This is a genomic window from Herminiimonas arsenitoxidans, from assembly GCF_900130075.1.
Lineage (GTDB): Bacteria > Pseudomonadota > Gammaproteobacteria > Burkholderiales > Burkholderiaceae_D > Oxalicibacterium > Oxalicibacterium arsenitoxidans.
Genome location: NZ_LT671418.1, coordinates 3,062,933 through 3,083,549, shown reverse-complemented (window position 1 = coordinate 3,083,549; position 20,617 = coordinate 3,062,933). Strand labels below are relative to the sequence as shown.

General features: G+C 51.8%; 20 protein-coding genes. All 20 read right to left on the bottom strand.

Annotation, left to right across the window (positions count from 1 at the left end; translation table 11 throughout):
• Positions 1-34 precede the first annotated feature (34 nt).
• Positions 35-1,201 carry a cardiolipin synthase ClsB gene (gene clsB / locus BQ6873_RS14655; RefSeq protein ID WP_076593304.1) on the bottom strand — a complete coding sequence of 389 codons (1,167 nt, stop codon included), beginning with the start codon at positions 1,199-1,201 and terminating at the stop codon, positions 35-37.
• Between the two features lie 129 nt (positions 1,202-1,330).
• The gene (locus tag BQ6873_RS14650) at positions 1,331-2,125 is read right to left on the bottom strand and encodes an endonuclease/exonuclease/phosphatase family protein (RefSeq protein ID WP_076593303.1); all 795 of its coding nucleotides are present in this window, start codon (positions 2,123-2,125) and stop codon (positions 1,331-1,333) included.
• Between the two features lie 66 nt (positions 2,126-2,191).
• The gene (gene nudB / locus BQ6873_RS14645) at positions 2,192-2,707 is read right to left on the bottom strand and encodes a dihydroneopterin triphosphate diphosphatase (protein WP_076593302.1); all 516 of its coding nucleotides are present in this window, start codon (positions 2,705-2,707) and stop codon (positions 2,192-2,194) included.
• A gap of 95 nt (positions 2,708-2,802) precedes the next feature.
• Positions 2,803-4,608 (bottom strand): aspartate--tRNA ligase, encoded by a 1,806-nt coding sequence (aspS, locus tag BQ6873_RS14640; protein WP_076593301.1) that lies wholly within the window; start codon positions 4,606-4,608, stop codon positions 2,803-2,805.
• 57 nt (positions 4,609-4,665) lie between these two features.
• Complete coding sequence (locus BQ6873_RS14635) at positions 4,666-5,313, bottom strand: DUF502 domain-containing protein (RefSeq protein WP_076593300.1); 648 nt, start codon at positions 5,311-5,313, stop codon at positions 4,666-4,668.
• A gap of 50 nt (positions 5,314-5,363) precedes the next feature.
• On the bottom strand, positions 5,364-5,687 hold the full coding sequence (locus BQ6873_RS14630; protein ID WP_076593299.1) for an FmdB family zinc ribbon protein: 324 nt from the start codon (positions 5,685-5,687) through the stop codon (positions 5,364-5,366).
• Between the two features lie 107 nt (positions 5,688-5,794).
• Positions 5,795-6,079 carry a putative quinol monooxygenase gene (locus tag BQ6873_RS14625; RefSeq protein WP_076593298.1) on the bottom strand — a complete coding sequence of 95 codons (285 nt, stop codon included), beginning with the start codon at positions 6,077-6,079 and terminating at the stop codon, positions 5,795-5,797.
• A 45-nt stretch (positions 6,080-6,124) separates the two neighbouring features.
• A complete protein-coding gene (locus BQ6873_RS14620; protein ID WP_076593297.1) occupies positions 6,125-7,186 on the bottom strand; it encodes a polyamine ABC transporter substrate-binding protein in 1,062 nt (353 codons plus the stop codon).
• A gap of 20 nt (positions 7,187-7,206) precedes the next feature.
• The gene (locus BQ6873_RS14615; protein WP_076593296.1) at positions 7,207-7,983 is read right to left on the bottom strand and encodes an ABC transporter permease; all 777 of its coding nucleotides are present in this window, start codon (positions 7,981-7,983) and stop codon (positions 7,207-7,209) included.
• Positions 7,976-8,902, bottom strand: coding sequence for an ABC transporter permease (locus BQ6873_RS14610; RefSeq protein WP_076593295.1), 927 nt, complete (start codon positions 8,900-8,902; stop codon positions 7,976-7,978). Before BQ6873_RS14610 ends, BQ6873_RS14615 begins: the two co-directional genes overlap by 8 nt.
• Positions 8,895-9,995 carry an ABC transporter ATP-binding protein gene (locus BQ6873_RS14605; RefSeq protein ID WP_076593294.1) on the bottom strand — a complete coding sequence of 367 codons (1,101 nt, stop codon included), beginning with the start codon at positions 9,993-9,995 and terminating at the stop codon, positions 8,895-8,897. Before BQ6873_RS14605 ends, BQ6873_RS14610 begins: the two co-directional genes overlap by 8 nt.
• Positions 9,996-10,267: 272 nt before the next feature.
• Positions 10,268-10,711, bottom strand: coding sequence for a hypothetical protein (locus BQ6873_RS18070; protein ID WP_157889174.1), 444 nt, complete (start codon positions 10,709-10,711; stop codon positions 10,268-10,270).
• Between the two features lie 177 nt (positions 10,712-10,888).
• On the bottom strand, positions 10,889-12,451 hold the full coding sequence (ubiB, locus tag BQ6873_RS14595; RefSeq protein WP_076593292.1) for a ubiquinone biosynthesis regulatory protein kinase UbiB: 1,563 nt from the start codon (positions 12,449-12,451) through the stop codon (positions 10,889-10,891).
• Complete coding sequence (locus tag BQ6873_RS14590) at positions 12,448-13,038, bottom strand: ubiquinone biosynthesis accessory factor UbiJ (RefSeq protein ID WP_173830605.1); 591 nt, start codon at positions 13,036-13,038, stop codon at positions 12,448-12,450. Before BQ6873_RS14590 ends, ubiB begins: the two co-directional genes overlap by 4 nt.
• Before the next feature lie 146 nt (positions 13,039-13,184).
• A complete protein-coding gene (locus BQ6873_RS14585; protein ID WP_076593291.1) occupies positions 13,185-14,126 on the bottom strand; it encodes a Tim44 domain-containing protein in 942 nt (313 codons plus the stop codon).
• 12 nt (positions 14,127-14,138) lie between these two features.
• A complete protein-coding gene (gene ubiE / locus BQ6873_RS14580; RefSeq protein WP_076593290.1) occupies positions 14,139-14,873 on the bottom strand; it encodes a bifunctional demethylmenaquinone methyltransferase/2-methoxy-6-polyprenyl-1,4-benzoquinol methylase UbiE in 735 nt (244 codons plus the stop codon).
• Between the two features lie 111 nt (positions 14,874-14,984).
• On the bottom strand, positions 14,985-15,422 hold the full coding sequence (locus tag BQ6873_RS14575; RefSeq protein WP_076593289.1) for a gamma-butyrobetaine hydroxylase-like domain-containing protein: 438 nt from the start codon (positions 15,420-15,422) through the stop codon (positions 14,985-14,987).
• An 83-nt stretch (positions 15,423-15,505) separates the two neighbouring features.
• On the bottom strand, positions 15,506-15,934 hold the full coding sequence (locus tag BQ6873_RS14570) for an HIT family protein (protein WP_076593288.1): 429 nt from the start codon (positions 15,932-15,934) through the stop codon (positions 15,506-15,508).
• A 2-nt stretch (positions 15,935-15,936) separates the two neighbouring features.
• On the bottom strand, positions 15,937-19,935 hold the full coding sequence (locus BQ6873_RS14565) for a DUF3683 domain-containing protein (RefSeq protein WP_076593287.1): 3,999 nt from the start codon (positions 19,933-19,935) through the stop codon (positions 15,937-15,939).
• A 144-nt stretch (positions 19,936-20,079) separates the two neighbouring features.
• Positions 20,080-20,568, bottom strand: coding sequence for a YqaA family protein (locus BQ6873_RS14560; protein WP_076593286.1), 489 nt, complete (start codon positions 20,566-20,568; stop codon positions 20,080-20,082).
• Positions 20,569-20,617: the final 49 nt, after the last annotated feature.

The following is a 20,617-nucleotide window of genomic DNA, read 5'->3' as shown; positions in this document are numbered from 1 at the left end:
GGAATTCAAGCGAAGTGAAAAACTATTGCCTGCACTACTCGTTCGATTTTCCCCACGTCATCACGCGCATGAGATTTTTATAAATGAAATAGGCTGCGTGATAAAAAAGGCGTTTATATAAAGGGATGCTTTCGTACTCTTTCCAGTTCATCACCACGCCATCGGCTATGCCCTGCTCTATGTGCGCGCGCAGGTTTTGTGCGAACTTAGTATCAAGCACCACGACGTTGGCTTCCTGATTCAGGAACAGGCTGAAGCCATCGCAATTGCTCGAACCGACGGTAGACCAAGTGTCGTCAATCACAGCTACCTTGCCATGCAAATGCGTCTTGCGATATTCAACTATCTTGACGCCAGCCTTCAATAATCCGCGATAAAAGGAGCGTGCCACCACATCCTGAAAACGATAGTGCCCTATGCCCAACAAAAGCGTGACATCAACACCGCGCCGTGCAGCAGACGCCAGACCGTTACGCAATTTACGCCCGGGTGCAAAGTATGGATTGGCTAGTAATGCGGAATGGCGCGCGCTACCCAAAGCTTTCAGATACGCAGCTTGTATCGTGCGGCGATTGCGTAAGTTGTCGCGCATCACCAGACCAGCCACCATAGGTTCGCGTGCATCGCCAGGTTGAGATTGACGCTGTTCTTTGAAAGTTGCCCAACGCGTACGCCAACTCAAACTACCGAGGCGCGCCCATTGCACCGCAACATCCCAATGTATGTTGGCAACCAAGGGGCCGGTAATGCGTACGGCAAAATCCCAGCGTGGTGCCGGCAATGCGATATTCACATCGCCATCATCATGCATATCGTCAACGATATTCAAGCCACCAAGAAAAGCTTCCTGCCTGTCCACTACGCAGACTTTTCTATGCATGCGGGCGATGCCACGGATAAACAAGGGATTAAAGCTGCGATGCTCTATCCCCAGTTTTTTAAATTCGCGATCCAGTAATGCCGACTCTTTATTGCCGGTACCCAGCCAATCGGTCAGCACATTCACGATCACGCCACGTTGTGCCGCGCGTGCCAGTGCAGCCTTGATCTCGTTGCCAGTATCGTCAGCAGCAAAAATATACGTCTCGAGATAAATTTCCTGCACGGCTGCATCAAAGGCTTTGATCAGCGCAGGAAAATACTCTCCGCCGCAGTGCAGGAGCTGGATATCGTTGTTACCGACAAAACTGACTGGACGCATAAATGGGAATGCCTTGCTATGAATGGTGCGTCGGATACACAGGCGTTACCTGTGCCAACTGTTTTCTAAAGCGCGCCTACATCTTCCATACGCGCTTGCCGCTCTATTGACGGCCTATTCAACCATATCCTACTTCAGCTCCAAGGTCGCAACGATGGGCGCATGATCAGACAACTTGGCCCACATCGCACCGTGCAAGACTTCCGCTGATTCTACTTTGAAACCGCGCACATAAATCCGATCCAGTTGCAGAAATGGCATAGCCGCTGGAAAAGTACGTGCAGGCTGTATCTTGGGACCACGACCACTCAATTGACGCAAATAAGTGCCAAAGCCACGTCTGGAAATATTTTCATCAAACACTTCCGTCACACCCAGCCGTACGCGCAATTCTTCACTCAAATGATTACCCCAATCGTTGAAGTCGCCGGCAATAATCAGCGGCGCATCAGGAGGAGTAGAACTGGATACGGCATCGATCAAGGCATCGGTCTGACGTTTTCTGCTACCGGCAAACAAACCCAGATGAATCACAAAGCAATGCACGTCCGCTTCCGGCGTACGTACTACGCAATGCAAGATGCCACGCGACTCGTACTTATGATCGGAAATATTCTGATTATGCGATGACAGGATGGGGAAGCAACTCAGCAAGGCATTGCCGTGATGGCCATGGTCATACACCGCATTCATGCCATACGCGCATTCATGTGAATCGCCAGCCAGGAAATCCTGCTGCGACAGCTCAGGCCAATCGGTAGCGTGCTTCAAGGCATACAAATCGTGTCGTCCCTGCACTTCTTGCAGAAACAAGACATCCGATTGCATTGCGCTGATCGCCTGCTTCAAGGCATGCACGCGCGAGCGGCGGCCAAAGGAAGATACGCCTTTGTGAATGTTGTAAGTCGTAATGCGAAGTTTCATGCTGTTGTATGGCCTAACTACGAAATAAAATCAGAATCGGCATCCATCAGATGAAAAACAATCTGGTCAAAGCTTGCGGTACCTCGGTAACTGCAAAATTGCTTCGGCATTCGATGATGAAAAACACTTATCCGCCGCCTCTCTGTGCGGCAGCCATACAAAATTCAAATGCTCACGTGGCGCCAACACGATCGGTATGTCACGCGGCACCAGCAAACCGAACACATGCTCGGTATTTTGCGTCACGCCGGGCGCATAACGATGCCGCCACACCGGATAGATGTCGTAAACATTGGAAAGTTGCCAATCCTGCAGATTTTCCAGTGGAACAACTGAAGATGACAACGCACCTTGTTGGAGCGGCGATGTTGCTTGTGTAGCTAGATTCTGTACAACAATCCCGGTTTCTTCGCCCACTTCCCGTATCGCCGTTTCCAGCAAAAGCTCGTCCGCCACATCCTTGGAACCCGTCACAGATTGCCAAAATCCGAGCTTATCCGCACGTTCTATCAACAATACATCCAGATTGGCGGTATGGATGATGACCAATACGGATTCGGGAATTTTGTAAGACACAGTCATTGCAAATCGTTTCTTTCAAACGGCAAACGATACAGGGATGGAAATGAAAAAAGGCGCGGAATTCCGCGCCTTTTGATTATGCCGTAAAAACGACTTTATGCTTTCACAGCAGGTTCGACATTGCGCAAACGAATGTGCAATTCGCGCAATTGCTTTTCGTCCACTTCCGATGGCGCTTGCGTCAACAAACATTGTGCACGTTGGGTTTTCGGGAAGGCGATCACGTCGCGGATCGATTCTGCACCAGTCATCATGGTGACGATGCGATCCAGGCCGAATGCCAGACCACCATGTGGTGGCGCGCCGTATTGCAATGCGTCGAGCAAGAAGCCGAACTTGAGTTGCGCTTCTTCTGCACCGATCTTCAATGCACGGAATACTTTGCTCTGTACATCAGCACGGTGAATACGAACCGAACCGCCGCCCAATTCCCAGCCGTTCAAGACCATATCGTAGGCTTTGGAGATACATTTGCCCGGGTTGGTTTCCATCAAGTCTTCATGGCCGTCTTTAGGCGCGGTGAAAGGATGATGGGTTGCCGACCAGCGCTGATTGTCTTCGTCGTATTCGAACATAGGGAAGTCGACTACCCACAATGGACGCCATTCGTCGTCGAACAAACCGTTCTTTTTGCCGAAATCACTGTGACCAACTTTGACACGCAAAGCACCGATAGCATCGTTGACGATTTTTGCTTTATCGGCACCGAAGAAAATCAGATCGCCATCTTGCGCGCCGGTTGCTTCGATGATTTTTGCCAATGCTTCATCATGGATATTTTTGACGATAGGCGATTGCAAGCCGTCACGGCCTTTGGCCTTCTCGTTGACCTTGATGTAAGCCAGACCTTTAGCACCGTAGATCGCGACGAACTGTGTGTAAGCATCGATCTCGGAACGTGGCATCGCGCCGCCGCCTGGCACACGCAAACCAACTACGCGACCATTTTCCATATTGGCTGCGCCGGAGAACACTTTGAACTCAACATCTTTCATGATGTTGGTCAGATCGGTGAATTCGAGCTTAACGCGCATATCTGGTTTGTCTGAACCGTACATGCCCATTGCAGTCGCGTAATCCATTACTGGGAATGGGTTAGGCAATTCAACGTCGAGGCAGTTCTTGAAGACCAAGCGAATCATGCCTTCGAACAGATCGCGAATTTCCTGTTCGTTCATGAACGATGTTTCGCAATCGATCTGGGTAAATTCAGGCTGACGATCAGCGCGCAAATCTTCGTCGCGGAAGCATTTGGTAATTTGATAGTAACGGTCGAAGTTGGCAACCATCAGCAATTGCTTGAACAATTGCGGCGATTGCGGCAACGCGAAGAAGTGACCTGCGTTCACACGCGATGGCACCAGATAATCGCGCGCGCCTTCTGGCGTCGATTTGGTCAGCATCGGTGTTTCGATATCGATGAAGCCTTGCGCATCGAGGAACTTGCGCACTTCCATTGTGACCTTGTAACGCAGACGCAGATTGTTTTGCATTTGCGGACGACGCAGATCCAATACGCGATGTGTCAGGCGTGTGGTTTCCGACAGATTGTCGTCATCCAACTGGAATGGCGGCGTGACGGATGCGTTCAGCACTTCGACTTCATGCGCCAACACTTCGATCTTGCCTGAAGTCAGATTGCTGTTGCTGGTGCCGTCAGGACGGTTACGTACGACACCGGTGATGCGCAGGCAGAATTCATTGCGTACAGCTTCTGCAACTTTGAATACATCGACGCGATCAGGATCGCAAACGACTTGGACCAAGCCTTCGCGGTCACGCAAATCGATGAAGATCACGCCGCCGTGATCGCGACGACGATGTACCCAGCCACACAGGCTGACGGTTTGATCAAGAAGTGCTTCGGAGGTAAGGCCGCAGTAATGAGTTCGCATTGACATAGTGAATTTCCAGTTTCAGGTTCTTTTGATGCAATCGCTGTAGTACGCGATCGTTAATTATTGTGGGGTATCGTTCGCTTGCGCTTGATTCGGATCAACGATGAGTTTCTTTTCAAAGTGTTCCGGAGTAACGACGCCCATAGAGACGATGTATTTCAATGCTTCATCGACATTCATATCGAGTTCTACTGTTTCTGCACGCGGCACCATCAGGAAGAAACCTGAAGTCGGATTCGGCGTAGTCGGCACATACACGCTGACATAGTCGCCTACCAGATGATTACGCACATCGCCGCCCGGCACGCCGGTCAGGAAGGCAATCGTCCATGCGCCCTTGCGCGGATACTCGATCAGCAAAGCTTTACGGAAGGCATTGCCGGATGACGAAAACAGGGTGTCCGAAACTTGTTTGACACTGGAGTAAATCGTATTGAACACCGGGATGCGGCGCAAGATCGATTCCCACAAAGCCACTACACGATTACCAATAAAGTTACGTGTCGCCAAACCCGTCAGGAAAATGATCAGCAGCGTCAAGATCGTGCCGAGACCAGGAATGGCAAAACCGAACAATGCTTCCGGCCGCCAGCGTGCCGGCAACAGCAGCAGAGACTGATCCATCGTACCGACGATCAGGTTCAACACCCACAAGGTAATCGCGAGTGGGACAAGTATCAGTAAGCCGGTAACAAAATATTTACGCATGATTTTCTACCGTAAGAATCACGCCGGATGGTTCCGGCGCGAAGAATTCATCAAGAGTCAGACTTGCTTGCTGAACTAGCAGCAGGCGCTGCAACAGGTGGCGCACTTGGCGCGGCAGCACTTTCTGACTTGGCCGCAGGTGCATCGCTGGCAGCAGTAGTGGAAACGGCTGGCGCAGTCGTACCGCCCTGCCCACCACGGAAATCAGTCACATACCAACCCGTGCCCTTGAGCTGAAAGCCAGCTGCGGTCAGCTGCTTTTTGAAAGTCGCCTTGCCGCAAGTCGGGCAATCGGTCAGCACCGCATCAGACATCTTTTGCAATACATCTTTGGCAAAACCACACGCTTCACAGCGGTACGCATAAATCGGCATGAAAAAATTCCCGCAAAAATCATCCAAAACCCTGAATTATAAAGGTTTTCTGCCCCGATTTACCGAGGACTTGTAACTGCAGCGCCCCGCCTGATACCGCTTGCGCCTTAAAAGGCATCCATCAAGAGGAAAGTGCCTGCCTGGCGCTGGTAACTATCAATCAGCGGAACCAGGCGCCGGAAGTGTTCGGTCTGACAATGCGTATCCAAAGCTTGTCGATCTGGCCACTCTTCGATAAAGACAAAATGACCGGGATCTTTTTGATCGATGAAAAGATTGTACGAAATACAAGCCTTCTCTTGCCGCGTCTTTTCAATCAACTCTTGGTACAAGGGGCGTACCGTCTCTATAAACTCGTGCCGGATAAAATCCTGCGCTATCACTTTCAGCATACGACTTTCAACCCTGCAAAGATCGCACACCGATCAAGCGTGCCATTACTTGGCACGGATTTCGGTCCAGATGCGATTCAGTGCGCGGCGTTGCTTGCTGTTCAAATCTTTCAACATTTCCAGTTTGGCCGATTCTGCCTTGTCCGGAAAAATCTCCTTGTTCTTGGCGATGTCCGGTTTGATGTAAGGCAAGGCAGCACTATTCGGATTGCCGGTACCTATCATGTTCGTCAACTCGGCCGAGTTCTTGCCATCCAGAATCAGGTTGATGAATTGATGTGCCAGATCAGGCCGTGGCGCATCTTTAAGAATCACCAGGCTATCCAGTGACATCGCAGCGCCTTCTTTCGGCAAAGCGTGGCGGATGCGGAATTTACGACCGGCTTTCTGTGCATCCTGATCCGCCTGGAAGATATCGCTGGAGTAACCGTGCACCAGCCAGATATCGCCCACCGTCAAACCCTTGATGTAGCTGGTACCGTTGAATGCAGCCCAGTAAGGCTTGGCTTTCAGGATCACGTTCTTGGCTTCCTGCCAGTGTTTTTCATCGGTATCGTTGACCGAGTAACCCAGATACTTCAAGGCAGCAGCCATCAACTCATTAGCCGAATCCAGCACGGTTACCTTGCCTTTGATCTTGGCCAAAATAGCTGGATCAAAAATCGCCGCCCAGCTATCGACTGGAATACCCAATTCCTTCATCTTTTGCTCGTTGTAACCGAGCAGCGTGATCGTGTACGCATACGGCACCGAATACTGATTCCCCTTATCGAAATCGGTATTCAGATATTGCGGATTCAGATTCTTGAAATTCGGCAGTTTGCTCTTGTCGATAGGCTGCAAAGCACCCTGCTTGATCAGCGATTGCAAGGCATTACCGGTCGGCACGATCAAGTCGTAACCTTTAGCGCCCGCTGCCAGCTTCGCCAGCATCTCTTCATTGTCACCGTAGTAGCTTTGCACCAACTGGCATTTGCACGCGGCTTCAAAGCGTTGCACCGTTTCTGCCGCGATGTAGTTATTCCAGTTATAGAGATGCAACTTCCCCTGTGCTTGCGCGGAGACAGCAATCAGCGATAGAGAAAGAATGGCGAGTAATTTTTTCATGGCAGACCTAGAGAAAAAAATCAGGAACGGAAGGCGTTTGGCGACAATTTGGATGCGACAATAATCAGAAGCAAGGTCAATGCCATCAACAGTGTTGATACGGCATTCACTTCCGGCGTGACCGCAATCTTGATCATCGAATAGATTTGCAGCGGCAAGGTCGACGTATTCGCACCAGCAGTAAAGAAGGTAATAACAAAATCATCTATCGACAATGTGAACGCCATCAATGCCCCCGCCACCACGCCCGGCATGATCAAAGGCAAAGTCACGCGGCGGAAAGCCTGCCATGGCGTCGCACCACAATCGCGCGCCGCTTCGGTCAAACTCTCATCCATGCCACTCAAGCGTGAACGTACCACAATCGCGACGAAGCCCAGGCTGAATGCAATATGTGCCAGAGTAATCGACAGCATGCCCAAAGTCAGATTCAGCATCACGAAGAAAATCAGCAGCGATACGCCAACCAGAATCTCCGGAATCGCAATCGGTGTCAGTACCAATACTTGCAGTAAGCGTATCTTGTACCTATGCAAGGCAAAGCCCGCCATCGTTCCCAGCAGCGTCGATACCGCACTGGAAACCAACGCAATGATCAAGGAGTTGCCAGCCGCACGCAGCATCTCTTCATTGGCAAACAGCTTGCGATACCAATCCAGCGTAAAGCCTACCCATTCCGCATTCAGACGCGAATCGTTGAAGGAATAGACCACCACTATCGCCAGCGGCACATACAGGAAAGCGTAGACCAGCACCGCCGTGAAAATCAGCCAGATCGAATGTCCGCGCTTATGCATGTTGCCTCCTGCGCGGACGCGCCAGCAAGGCAGCAAGGCCAGCCGCAGCCAATGCAGCAACCGTCAACATAATGGACAACACACTACCGAAAGGCCAATCGCGCGAATCGAGGAATTGCTGCTTGATGACATTACCGATCATGATGCCGCCGGTGCCGCCCAGAATATCGGACACGGCAAAAATACCCAGCGCCGGAATAAAGACCAAGGCTGCGCCAGCATAAATACCAGGCAGCGACAACGGGAAGGTAATGCGCCAGAAAGTCTGCCACTTACCAGCACCCAAATCCTGTGCGGCATCCAGCAAGGCAGGATCGTGTTTTTCCAGATTCGCGTACAAGGGCAAAACCATGAACGGCAAATGCACATACACCAGACCGACGATCACAGCGAACGCGCTATAGAGCAAGGTCACCGGTTCAATACCGAACACACCTAGCACTGCATTCAAACCGCGCGTCAGAGCCGATTGCGGGCCAAGCAAAATCATCCACGCATAAATACGAATCAGGAAGTTGCTCCAGAACGGCAAGATCACCAACAGCACCAGCAAGTTGCGCCACTTCTGCGGGCTGCGTGCGATCAGCAAAGCCAATGGATATGCCATCGTCAGACACACCAGCGTCGTGATGATCGCGAACATAAACGATTTCAGGAAAATCGCGGTGTAAACAAAGTCGGTGAAAAATGGCGTGAAACTTTCCAGCGTCAGATCAAGCGCACCGCTCTCATCGAATAAAGGAGCCAGTCCACCGTAATCACCAGGGAAGCGGAATGCCGCAAACGCCATGATCAGCGTAGGTACGGCAAAGAAGAAAAGGAGATACAGCAGCGGCGGCCCGCTGATCAACCAACGTGCCAGTCCTGACTTGCTGCCAGCCACATTGCTGCGCGCTGCTTTTGCCACTTTCTCAGACATGAGTCGCTTCAGGCAAGAAATGGCCAGCATCGACACGCCATGCGACATCGACTGCATCGCCGACTTCAAAGAAACGCGGACGACCGATGGCAGAATTGGCCAACATGGTTTCGATACGCACACCGCCTTCAGTCTCAACGATATACACCGTCACGCCGCCCATATAGAGCAACTCTTTGACGTAGCCATCGAAGTGATTTTCATCCGGCACGCCGCGCACGATTTCGGCGCTGACCTGAGTTTTCTCTGGCCGCAACGCAATCGTGCCCTTGCTACCAACTTCCACGCCCGGCGCTGTAAATGCTTTTACCGCGCCCATGCCCGGCACATCCAGCCACATCATATTGCCGTCTATCTGCGTGACGACGCCATCGAACAAATTGCAGGTACCGATGAAGTCAGCGACGAAACGGCTGCGCGGATAACTGTAAATACGCGTAGGTTCATCCAGCTGCTCGACCTGCCCTTTGTTCATCACCGCAATCCGGTGCGACAAGGCCAACGCTTCCGCCTGATCGTGCGTCACATAAATAAAGGTAATGCCGACTTCTTTTTGCAGGTTGATCAACTCGATCTGCATCTGTTCGCGCAATTGCGCGTCGAGTGCAGACAAAGGTTCATCCAACAACAGCAATTTAGGACGCGTCACCAACGCACGCGCTATCGAGACGCGCTGACGCTGACCGCCGGATAGTTCATGCGGATAACGCTCAGCAAACCCCTGCAAGCGCACATCTTCCAGCGCTTCATCGACTTTTTTCTGGATTTCGGCTTTCGGCGTCTTCGCCATTTCCAAGGGAAAAGCGATATTGCCCGCGACCGTCATATGCGGGAACAAGGCGTAATTCTGGAATACGGTGCGCACTGGACGCTGTTCAGGCGGTACGCCAGTCAAGTCAACACCATCGAGCAGGATTTGACCTGCATCCGGTTCATCAAAGCCGGCAATCATGCGCAAGAGCGTAGTTTTGCCGCAGCCGGAAGGGCCAAGCAGAGTAAAGAACTCGCCAGCCTCAATCGAAAGACTGATGTTGTCGACTACAGTGTTATCGCCGAAACGGCGAGTGAGATTACGAATTTCGAGGAGCGCCATCTTGTCCTGGGGCGGGCTGCAAGGGATTACAGGGATTTAAAAACCGGGGCAATTGTAGCAAATAGCAGGCCCGAGTCCTAAAAATGGCAGCAAAAAATAGAGTGCTGAATTTGTATGTGAACGGAGCAAATACAAATATTTAAAGAACTACCCAAGAATGATCTCTTATCTAAAAATTAAGAGGTCTAACATGCCATTCCTTAGATATCGCTTACTCCGTCATAGCGCTGGACAAATAGCGCCCCTAAAGGACGCCCATACTCAGTGGAAAATTAGGGAGCTTTGTAGTCGCAGGCAACTTTTTTCGCGGTGAAAGTCTGCTTCGTACCAGGATGGTAATAGCTCATCTCGCCACCCTTTTTCGATTTGATTTCGTACACATCTGTGTACTGAGGATTGGATGCATCCACCTTGTCACCGGCAACTGTGTCCGTGATCGTGGTGTAAGTATTGCCTGTGAGCGACCAGTAACCCTCTTCGGTCTGAATCGGCAAATGCTGCTCACCCAGGGAGCGGAACTCAACCGTGAACGTCCCATCTTGTTTCCGCTCTATCAGCCAGCCTACGCGGCGCTCAAGGTTGGCTTGAAGATCTTCGCCATACCAGCAGCCAAGCAAGGCTTCTCGCACTTTTGACTGCCCTGAGAATGAAGAACAACCAAACAGCAATATAGAGCCGGCAACGAATAGCCCTAAAAGAAAAGACTTGAGATGCATAGTTAGCTCACGTGTAAATGATCTAAAACAGGTACATCACTTAGCAGTCCAATCCGATAGAAACCTGATGGAACTTGGCATGAAGCAAGGCGCGCTCAACAAAAACACGTATATCACTATAGTGGCAAAACCTTCTTACCGCGAACAATAACTAACTGTTGATCGTGCACCCTATCATCACCCAGAAAAAGAGAAAAACACCAGCGTCAATATGCCACCAGCAATCAAACCGCCGCCAAAGTAGACGGCGACACCTAATAACAAATTGGTACGTTTCTGCTCTTCCAGCAATCGTCTCATCAATTCCGTATTGTCTTGCTGCGGCTGTGAAGCCTGCGTCAAGGCTTGATGTGCAAGGCGTGGCAGTTGCGGCAACAACTTGCTGTAGCGCGGTGCTTCCGCCTTCAGGTTTTCCCACAAGCCACGCCAGCCGACTTGCTCATTCATCCAGTTTTCCAGATACGGCTTGGCGGTCTTCCACAAATCCAGTTCTGGATCGAGCTGGCGTCCCAATCCTTCGACGTTCAACAATGTTTTTTGCAGCAGAACCAGTTGCGGTTGCACTTCGACATTGAAGCGACGCGAAGTCTGGAACAGGCGCAGCAAAACCTGGCCGAATGAGATCTCGCTCAACGGTCGGTCGAATATCGGTTCGCAGCATGCACGTACTGCGGATTCCAATTCATCAACGCGCGTTTCTTTCGGCGCCCAACCGGATTCGATATGCGCTTCTGCAACACGCTTGTAATCGCGACGGAAAAAGGCGAGGAAGTTTTGCGACAGGTAATCCTTGTCGAAATCATTCAGCGTACCGACGATGCCGAAATCCAGTGCGATGTAACTACCGAAAGTTTCCGGTGCGATCGATACCTGAATGTTTCCCGGATGCATATCGGCGTGGAAGAAACCATCACGGAATACCTGCGTGAAGAATATCTCCACGCCATCACGCGATAATTTTTTCAAATCGACACCGGCTGCGACCAAACGATCTGTTTGCGAAATCGGGATACCTATCATGCGCTCCATCACGATGACGGAGGTCGAGCAATAGTCCCAGAACATTTCCGGCACAACGAGCAACTTCGATTCGGCAAAATTGCGGCGCAACTGGCTACCGTTTGCCGCTTCGCGCATCAGGTCCAGTTCGTCATGCAGATATTTATCGAACTCGGCGACCACTTCTTTCGGCTTCAAACGCTTGCCATCGGCCCACATCCGTTCAACCAGACCAGCCACGATGTGCATCAAGGCGACGTCATCATCAATAGACTTTTTGATGCCAGGACGCAGCACCTTGATCGCAACATCTCTACCGTTTTTCAAACGACCAAAATGGACTTGTGCAATTGACGCCGATGCCACCGGTTCAGGATCGAATTGGGCAAACAGCACATCTGGATGTGCGCCCAATGATTTGATGATTTGTGCAATCGCCAGTTCGGACGAAAACGGCGGCACGCGGTCTTGCAGACGCGCCAGTTCGTCAGCGATATCGATAGGCATCAAATCGCGGCGTGTCGACAACACTTGACCGAACTTGACGAAAATCGGGCCGAGATCTTCCAGCGCCATACGCAAACGTACGCCACGCGGTGCAGACAGATCGCGCCAGAACATGATTTGATTCAACAACTTGGCGGTACGCGGAATCGCCAAACCGGACATGGCAATTTCGTCCAGCCCGTAGCGAATCGCGACGCGCAGGATTTTAAACACGCGGAGGAATTTCAAGATCATTGATTGCGACCCTTCAGTTTTTCTATCCGTTTGGCCAGTCGCGCTACATCGTCGCGTAGTTTGGTTACCTCGCCGGTAAAGTCGGACACGGCTTGCGGGCGGATCAACATGGGATTTTCTTCCAGAAAATATTCGGCTACGTTTTCGCTGACAGACTGGTGCAGCGATTTGGCGGTGTTCAATGCAGAATGCGCTCCGGCCACAATTCTGGTCGCAGCGATATCGCCGACTACCTTGCTCAAATCGTCTTCTGCTTCCCAGCGCAGCGATTGGCTCAATTGCGAAATCGTATTGGCAAAATCGGCATCGCCCTCCACCTTCACATACGAGAACGCGCGCTCACGATTCTGCATGATGAGCGGCAGATCGGATAATTGCATGCGTATCGTCACGGTAGGCGCTTCATCCGCCATCGCCGCTTCCAGCATGCCATCGCTCGTCACTTTCAAACGCATGGCCAGCACGCCGCCATCCAGCACAGCGATCTTGCCTGCATGCGGCATCAATTTGGCGCGCGCCCACGCTTCCTGCGCAAGCAGATGGTTGATAGCCGCAGGGAAAATATAGGCAGGAGAAAAAGAAGTCATCGTAAAAAAACAAAGCCGCCGGTGACCATTCACAGGCGGCTTCAAGTTTAGCAGTTTGCCGCCCGGCGGCGCTAACTATCTATATTGCTCCTACTCAGATAATCAGCACGCGCCGGGCGTGAGTACGACTGAATTACAGTTATTGCTTACAGTTGCTGAATACCAGCCAACACCCAACCGCCGTTGCCATTGACTGGCTTGGACAAGTTCCAGGCTTCGGTGAATGGCTCTGTAGGCGAACTTTCCGATTCCTTGATCAGGCCGGTGAACTTGATGCTGGCGATGTAATCGTTGCCTACGGTTTCTACACCGTAGAATTCGCCTTCGAGCGAAACAACGTCAGTAACGTTTGGTGTTGCACCGCGTTCTTGCAATTGCAATTTCATTTCTGCAAACATTTCTGGTGTGGTGAACTCGCGGATATCGTTGATATCAGCTTTGTCCCACGCCGCTTGCAGGCGGATGAAGTAAGTTTTTGCATTGCGAACAAACGCTTGCACGTCAAAGTCAGGAGGCAATTCATTGCCAGCGTCATTTGCCGTACCGAACGACGAACCGGATGCCATAGGCGCTGCCGATTGCAGAGCCGAAGGTTGACCGTAGGACTGATCGATACGTGAACCGATTTCAGGCGTGCTGCTCTTTTCCGAGAAATTGTTCGGGAACGAAGGTTGCAAGCCACCAGCTTGATTGCCAGCGCTCTTGTTCTTGATCATGCGATAGATGAACATCGCAGCGAAAGCGAACAGAGCAACCATCAAAATGGTGCTGATCATGCCTGCCAATGCGCCACCAATACCAAGATGCGACAACAATGCGCCCAGACCCAAGCCGAGCAATGCGCCACCGAGGATGTTACGCATCATGCTAGGTTTGGCTGCAGCCGCCGCGCCTGCACCAGCCGCAGCAGGTGCTGCCGCAGGCTTGGAAGCTGCAGCTGACGACGATTGCGCCGGTGCCGGACGTTGGAAGCTTTGCGATTGCTTACCGAAGGAACCGCCGCCGCCCATACGCTTGGCTTCTGCTTCCACAGCGATGAAGGTCATCGAACTGACCATCACTGCGACTGCCAAAAGTAATTTTTTCATAATGCTCGTCTCCTAGAGTTTAATACCGGTGTGCAATGCGGCCACGCCGGCTGTCAAATTAAAATACTCGACTCTTTCAAGCCCAGCATCCTGCATCATTTTCTTCAGTGTTTCCTGGTCCGGATGCATACGGATCGATTCAGCCAGATACCGATAACTCTCGGCATCACCTGCAATACGCTTGCCCAACCACGGCAACACTGAAAACGAATAAACGTCATACGGCTTCTTCAACGGTTCCCATACCTTCGAGAACTCCAGCACCAGCAACTTGCCGCCGGGCTTCAAGACACGCCGCATTTCTGCCAGCGCCACATCCTTATGCGTCATATTGCGCAAACCGAAAGCGACACTGACGCGATCAAAATAGTTGTCGGGGAAAGGCAATTTCTCCGCATCACATAAGGATGTTGGGGTAATCAAGCCTTTATTCAACAGTCGATCGCGCCCGACACGCAACATCGACTCATTAATGTCAGTCAGCCAAACTTCACCGGTCGTACCAGCCTGGCGCGCAAACGCCTTGGCCAAGTCACCCGTGCCACCGGCAATATCAAGCACTTTGAAACCGGGGCGCACACCAGCCTGCGCAATCGTGAATGTCTTCCATAAACGATGCAGACCCGCCGACATGAAGTCGTTCATCACGTCATATTTGGCCGCAACGGAGTGAAACACTTCCGCGACCTTGTGGACTTTCTCTTCTTCAGCGACGGTTTGATAACCGAAATGTGTGGAATTTGTCATAGCTGGCCAATTACATTATACAAAGATGTGAAGAAAACGTTAAAAAATTATTTTTGCTTGCTGATAACACAAGTAAATTCGATCACGGATTTGCTCGCGAAACGAATGAAATCAATGACTTCCGCAACCTGAGCCGCTAACAACTTCTTTGCTCATAGGTGCATCGCGCCCGCTTTCGCGCGTGAAACCTGCCGCTTCCAGACGGCGCAGATAGTCTTCCCACAAAGCATCTTTATCGGTGCCGAGGTGGTGTAAATACTCCCACGAAAAGATGCCGGTATCGTGACCATCGGAGAAAGATGGCTTGATCGCGTAATTACCAACTGGTTCGACTGCCGTAATTTCGACATTGCGCTGGCCGGTTTGCAGTGTTTCCTGCCCTGGACCGTGGCCACGCACTTCGGCCGATGGCGACCATACGCGCAGCAATTCAAATGGCAGTGAGAATGCTGCTCCATCATCGAACTCGATTTCCAGTACGCGCGATTGTTTGCGCACCGTCAAACCGGTAGGTTGTGGTGCAGGAGGTGTTTGTTTGGAACCAGCCATGATCGTCTCTCGTTCAGGGATAAGGCGCAGGCGACTACCTGCGTAATGGAATTATTGCTTGCCCGTGTATTTATCAGGCACTGTCAGGCGGTGCACGAAACGTATCGTACTACTGCCTCGCGCAATGCTGGTAACAAGGCGCGGCGTTCTGCCAATATATCTTCCGCAGTCTGACGCTGTGCTACTGCCCAGACAGGATTCGGATAATGCGCATCGTCGGTAAAACGCGGAATCAGGTGCCAGTGCAGATGCGGCACCATATTGCCAAGCGCTGCCAAGTTGATTTTCTCCGGCTGCATCACTTCCCGCAATGCCGACTCAACCTGACATACCGTCTTCATCAAGGCGGAGCGCTCTTCCGGTTTGAGATCGGTCATTTCCTTGACGTGCGCATTCCAGATCACACGACAAAAGCCAGGGTAATTCGCATCTGCGATCAGAACGATACGCAGTTGCTCATTGCGGAAGAGAATTTCCCCGCCGCTTTCATCACATAATTCGCAAGTCGCCATCGTTACACCAGCACGCGTTCGATGCCGCCGTTATTGGCACGTGCGACATAGTCAGGCAACCAGTTCGGTCCGAGCAAATGCTTGGCCATCTCAACCACGATGTAATCGGCAGTCGTTTCAGAGTCGTCGTTGTAACGTGACAAACCTTGCAGGCAAGATGGACAGGAAGTCAGTATTTTGACGTCGCCAGTGAAGCCGTCGGCGCGCAATTTATCTGCACCTTTGGTCATCTCTTCTTCCTTGCGGAAGCGCACCTGCGTTGAAATGTCAGGACGTGTCACGGCCAAAGTACCGGACTCGCCGCAGCATCTATCGTTCTTCTCGATTTTTTGCGCATCGACGGTCGTGATCAAGCTGTTCACCGTTTTCAACGGATCCTGCAACTTCATCGGGCTATGGCAAGGATCGTGATACATGTAGCGCACGCCGTTCACACCTTCCAGCTTCACGCCTTTTTCCATCAGATATTCATGAATATCGATGATGCGGCAGCCTGGGAATATCTTCTCGAATTCGTAACCCTGCAACTGATCGTAGCAAGTGCCACAAGAAACGATGACGGTTTTGATATCCAGGTAATTCAGCGTGTTCGCCATGCGATGGAACAGCACGCGATTATCGGTGATGATCTTTTCAGCCTTCTCGTAATTGCCAGAACCACGTTGCGGATAACCGCAGCACAGATAACCCGGTGGCAAAACCGTCTGCACGCCGACATTCCACAACATCGCTTGCGTCGCCAAACCAACTTGCGAGAACAAACGTTCGGAACCGCAACCCGGGAAGTAAAACACGGCTTCGGTATCCATCGTCGTGGTCTTCGGATCACGGATGATAGGCACGACTTTGTCGTCTTCAATATCCAGCAAGGCACGCGCGGTTTTCTTCGGCAGATTACCCGGCATCTTCTTGTTGATGAAGTGGATGACCTGTTCCTTGATCGGCGGTTTGCCGACAGTCGCACGCGGCGCGGAAGTCTGCTTCTTCGCCCACTTCTTCAAGATGTCGTGACCGAAACGCTGCGCCTTGTAGCCCCAACCTATCATGACCTGACGCGTCGCATTGATGGTCGCCGGATCGGTTGCGTTCAGGAAGAACATCGATGCCGCAGTACCAGGATTGAAGGACTTCTTGTTCATCTTGCGCAGCAGATTGCGCATATTCATGGACACATCACCGAAGTCGATATCGACCGGGCAAGGCGTCAGACATTTATGGCAAACCGTGCAGTGATCAGCGACGTCTTCGAACTCTTCCCAATGCTTGATCGAGATGCCACGACGAGTCTGCTCTTCGTACAGGAAAGCTTCCACCAGCAGCGAAGTAGCAAGAATCTTGTTACGCGGCGAGTACAGCAAGTTGGCGCGCGGCACATGTGTCGCACATACCGGTTTGCATTTACCACAACGCAAGCAATCCTTGACGCTATTGGCAATCGCACCAATATCGCTTTGCTGCATGATCAGCGATTCGTGTCCCATCAAACCGAACGATGGTGTGTAAGCATTGCGCAAATCTGCGCTCAGCTCCGACATGTCCATCAGCTTGCCTTTGTTGAAGCGGCCTTCCGGATCGATGCGTTTTTTGTACGAGCGGAAATCGGCCAACTCTTCAGTCGTCAGGAATTCAAGTTTGGTAATACCGATACCGTGCTCGCCAGAAATAACACCATTCAACGACCGCGCCAATTTCATGATGCGTGCCACAGCGGCATGCGCATCCTGCAGCATCTGATAGTGATCGGAATTGACTGGAATATTGGTGTGCACATTGCCATCGCCCGCATGCATGTGCAGCGCGACGAATACGCGACCACGCAATACACGTTTGTGGATAGCCGTTGCCTCTTCCAGAATCAGGCGGAACGATGCACCGCTGAAAATCTGGCGCAAAGGCAGGCGCACTTCTGTTTTCCAGGACACGCGTACAGTGCGATCCTGAATCACATCAAACAGTGTGGCATTCGGCTGTGCAATCAAACGCTCTTCAAATGCAGGGGCCAGTTTTTCCAAACCAAGCGCGACCACTTCATCCTTTGCATCACGCAAGGACTTGTCGAGATTAGCCAACATGTATGACCAACGCGCCTGTGTAGCCGCGATCAATTCATCAGCTTGATGTACGCGGTCTTCCAGCAATTCTGCTGCCGGAATGTCGTCACCGTCTGCGTCGTCACCTTTGCCCAGCGGCAGATTGCCTTTGACAAAGAAAGCATGCAATTCGTCCAGCAATTGCAGCTTGTTTCTGATCGACAATTCAACGTTGATGCGTTCAATACCGTCCGAATACTCACCCATGCGATCCAGCGGGATCACGACGTCTTCATTGATCTTGAAGGCGTTGGTATGTTTAGAGATGGCGGCTGTACGCGCACGATCGAGCCAGAATTTTTTGCGCGCTTCCGGACTGACGGCAACAAAACCTTCGCCGACGCGTGTATTCGCCAGACGTACAACTTCCGACGCTGCTTGCGCTACTGCGTTTTCATCATCGCCGACGATATCGCCGAACAAAGCCATCTTCGGCAGAATGCCGCGCTTGGATTTGGTGGCGTAACCGACTGCGCGCAGATAGCGTTCGTCCAGATGCTCAAGGCCGGCCAGAATCGCGCCGCCTTTTTTGGTTTCAGCATCGAGGTAATCCTTGATCTCGACGATGGATGGAATCGCATCGCGCGAATGACCGAAGAACTCCAGACAAACCGTACGCGTGTGCTTAGGCATTTTGTGCAAAATCCAGCGTGCAGATGTGATCAAACCATCGCAACCTTCTTTTTGTACGCCCGGCAAACCGGACAGGAATTTATCGGTAACGTCCTTGCCCAAACCTTCCTTGCGGAAGGTGCGGCCAACAATTTCCAGCGTTTCTGTCTTGAAGGGCTGATTGACTTTGCCCTTCTCGCTCGGATGCGTCCATTCCAGCTTGAACTTGGCTAATGGCGCATCGTGAATTTTGCCGAGGTTGTGCTCCAGACGCGTGACTTCCAGCCAGTCGCCGTTAGGATCAACCATCCTCCAGCTCGCCAGATTGTCGAGCGCAGTGCCCCACAATACGGCTTTCTTGCCGCCTGCATTCATGGCGATATTGCCGCCTATGCAGGAAGCTTCAGCCGAAGTTGGATCGACTGCAAATACAAAACCGGCTTTTTCAGCAGCGTCGGAAACACGCTTGGTCACCACGCCTGCGCCTGAATAAATCGTCGCGTATTCGCGGTCGACACCAGGCAGCATGGTCATTTCGACCGCGCCCAAGGCTTCGAGTTTTTCGGTATTGATGACGGCCGACATCGGTGTCAGCGGCACTGCGCCACCGGTGTAACCGGTGCCGCCGCCACGTGGGATGATGGTCAGACCGAGTTCGATACAGCCTTTGACCAGGCCGGCCATTTCATCTTCGCTATCCGGCGTCAACACAACGAACGGATATTCAACGCGCCAGTCCGTGGCATCGGTCACGTGCGAGACGCGCGACAAGCCATCAAACTTGATATTGTCTTTTTCGGTATAGCGCCCCAAGACCTTGTTTGTGCGTTTGCGCAAATCATAGGTACGGCGGAATTCTTCGCCAAAGGCAGTCACTGCCTTACGGGCGGATTGCAACAGCGCTTCGACGGCAGCACCGCGACGGGATGCATTTTCATCGCTAGAGACAGTCAAATCGGTAATGCGGCGTTTTTCGACTTCGACCAAGCGATGATGCAGAGCATCAATCAATGCCTGACGGCGCTTGGGATTATCCAGCAGATCGTCTTGCAGATAGGGATTGCGTTGTACGACCCAGATATCGCCCAATACTTCGTACAACATCCGTGCGGAACGGCCAGTTTGTCTGGCGCCGCGCAGCTCATCGAGCAAGGCCCAAGCCTCTTCGCCTAGCAGGCGAATGACAATTTCGCGATCGGAAAACGAGGTGTAGTTATAGGGAATTTCACGCAAGCGGGTAGGAACAGCACCGCCGGGGCCATCGGCCAAAAGAGTCTGGATATGTACTGGGGCGTTCATCAGTGGGTCAATTTTGAATTAACGCTAAATAAGCATTTTAGCTGATTGCGGTGCAACATGCCTGCCCACCGTAGATACAACAAAAGCCGAAAAGATACTTTTTAGACAGGATTTTCAGAGCGAAGGAAGGCGATAGTCCGAGTCTTAAAACAAATTTCCCAGATATCGCCAAAACCCATCAGGGATATAAAGAAGTATCCAGGTCATCGTCAGATAGCGCAGGAATTTACCTATCGCCATATACAAGACGCATGGCCAGAACGGGAGTTTCAGCCAGCCGGCCAATAGACACAGTGGATCGCCTATGCCTGGCAGCCAGGCCAGCAGCATGGTTTTTGCGCCAAATCGCTCTAACCAGCCGAACCAGCGCGTTTGCCTTTCCTTGGCAAAAACCTGTTTAGCCCCCAAACCCATCCAGTAATTGACGATACCGCCCAAGGTATTACCCGCTGTCGCCACCAACAGCACCGGCCAGAACAGATCGGCATTGGCCTTGACGACCGCAAAGACGGCCGGTTCGGAACCCAGCGGCAACAAGGTCGCAGAGACGAAACTGATGACAAATACCGAAAACAGCCCGACCTGCGGCGCAGCCAACGTCACCAGCAACCACTGTACGGCAGCGTCAATCATGTTTTTGTCGGGTAAATTTCTTCAAATCTAGGGCTCATCTGCAGAAGAG

What these genes read in the sequence shown, in the direction of transcription:
- BQ6873_RS14590 (WP_173830605.1), bottom strand. Translation starts at nt 13,038, where the DNA reads ATGACTTCTTTTTCTCCTGCCTATATTTTCCCTGCGGCTATCAACCAT.
- BQ6873_RS14565 (WP_076593287.1), bottom strand. Translation starts at nt 19,935, where the DNA reads ATGAACGCCCCAGTACATATCCAGACTCTTTTGGCCGATGGCCCCGGC.
- ubiB (WP_076593292.1), bottom strand. Translation starts at nt 12,451, where the DNA reads ATGATCTTGAAATTCCTCCGCGTGTTTAAAATCCTGCGCGTCGCGATT.
- BQ6873_RS14615 (WP_076593296.1), bottom strand. Translation starts at nt 7,983, where the DNA reads ATGCATAAGCGCGGACATTCGATCTGGCTGATTTTCACGGCGGTGCTG.
- BQ6873_RS14570 (WP_076593288.1), bottom strand. Translation starts at nt 15,934, where the DNA reads ATGGCGACTTGCGAATTATGTGATGAAAGCGGCGGGGAAATTCTCTTC.
- BQ6873_RS14610 (WP_076593295.1), bottom strand. Translation starts at nt 8,902, where the DNA reads ATGTCTGAGAAAGTGGCAAAAGCAGCGCGCAGCAATGTGGCTGGCAGC.
- BQ6873_RS14575 (WP_076593289.1), bottom strand. Translation starts at nt 15,422, where the DNA reads ATGGCTGGTTCCAAACAAACACCTCCTGCACCACAACCTACCGGTTTG.
- BQ6873_RS14620 (WP_076593297.1), bottom strand. Translation starts at nt 7,186, where the DNA reads ATGAAAAAATTACTCGCCATTCTTTCTCTATCGCTGATTGCTGTCTCC.
- ubiE (WP_076593290.1), bottom strand. Translation starts at nt 14,873, where the DNA reads ATGACAAATTCCACACATTTCGGTTATCAAACCGTCGCTGAAGAAGAG.
- BQ6873_RS18070 (WP_157889174.1), bottom strand. Translation starts at nt 10,711, where the DNA reads ATGCATCTCAAGTCTTTTCTTTTAGGGCTATTCGTTGCCGGCTCTATA.
- BQ6873_RS14585 (WP_076593291.1), bottom strand. Translation starts at nt 14,126, where the DNA reads ATGAAAAAATTACTTTTGGCAGTCGCAGTGATGGTCAGTTCGATGACC.
- BQ6873_RS14635 (WP_076593300.1), bottom strand. Translation starts at nt 5,313, where the DNA reads ATGCGTAAATATTTTGTTACCGGCTTACTGATACTTGTCCCACTCGCG.
- BQ6873_RS14630 (WP_076593299.1), bottom strand. Translation starts at nt 5,687, where the DNA reads ATGCCGATTTATGCGTACCGCTGTGAAGCGTGTGGTTTTGCCAAAGAT.
- BQ6873_RS14625 (WP_076593298.1), bottom strand. Translation starts at nt 6,079, where the DNA reads ATGCTGAAAGTGATAGCGCAGGATTTTATCCGGCACGAGTTTATAGAG.
- nudB (WP_076593302.1), bottom strand. Translation starts at nt 2,707, where the DNA reads ATGACTGTGTCTTACAAAATTCCCGAATCCGTATTGGTCATCATCCAT.
- clsB (WP_076593304.1), bottom strand. Translation starts at nt 1,201, where the DNA reads ATGCGTCCAGTCAGTTTTGTCGGTAACAACGATATCCAGCTCCTGCAC.
- BQ6873_RS14560 (WP_076593286.1), bottom strand. Translation starts at nt 20,568, where the DNA reads ATGATTGACGCTGCCGTACAGTGGTTGCTGGTGACGTTGGCTGCGCCG.
- BQ6873_RS14605 (WP_076593294.1), bottom strand. Translation starts at nt 9,995, where the DNA reads ATGGCGCTCCTCGAAATTCGTAATCTCACTCGCCGTTTCGGCGATAAC.
- BQ6873_RS14650 (WP_076593303.1), bottom strand. Translation starts at nt 2,125, where the DNA reads ATGAAACTTCGCATTACGACTTACAACATTCACAAAGGCGTATCTTCC.
- aspS (WP_076593301.1), bottom strand. Translation starts at nt 4,608, where the DNA reads ATGTCAATGCGAACTCATTACTGCGGCCTTACCTCCGAAGCACTTCTT.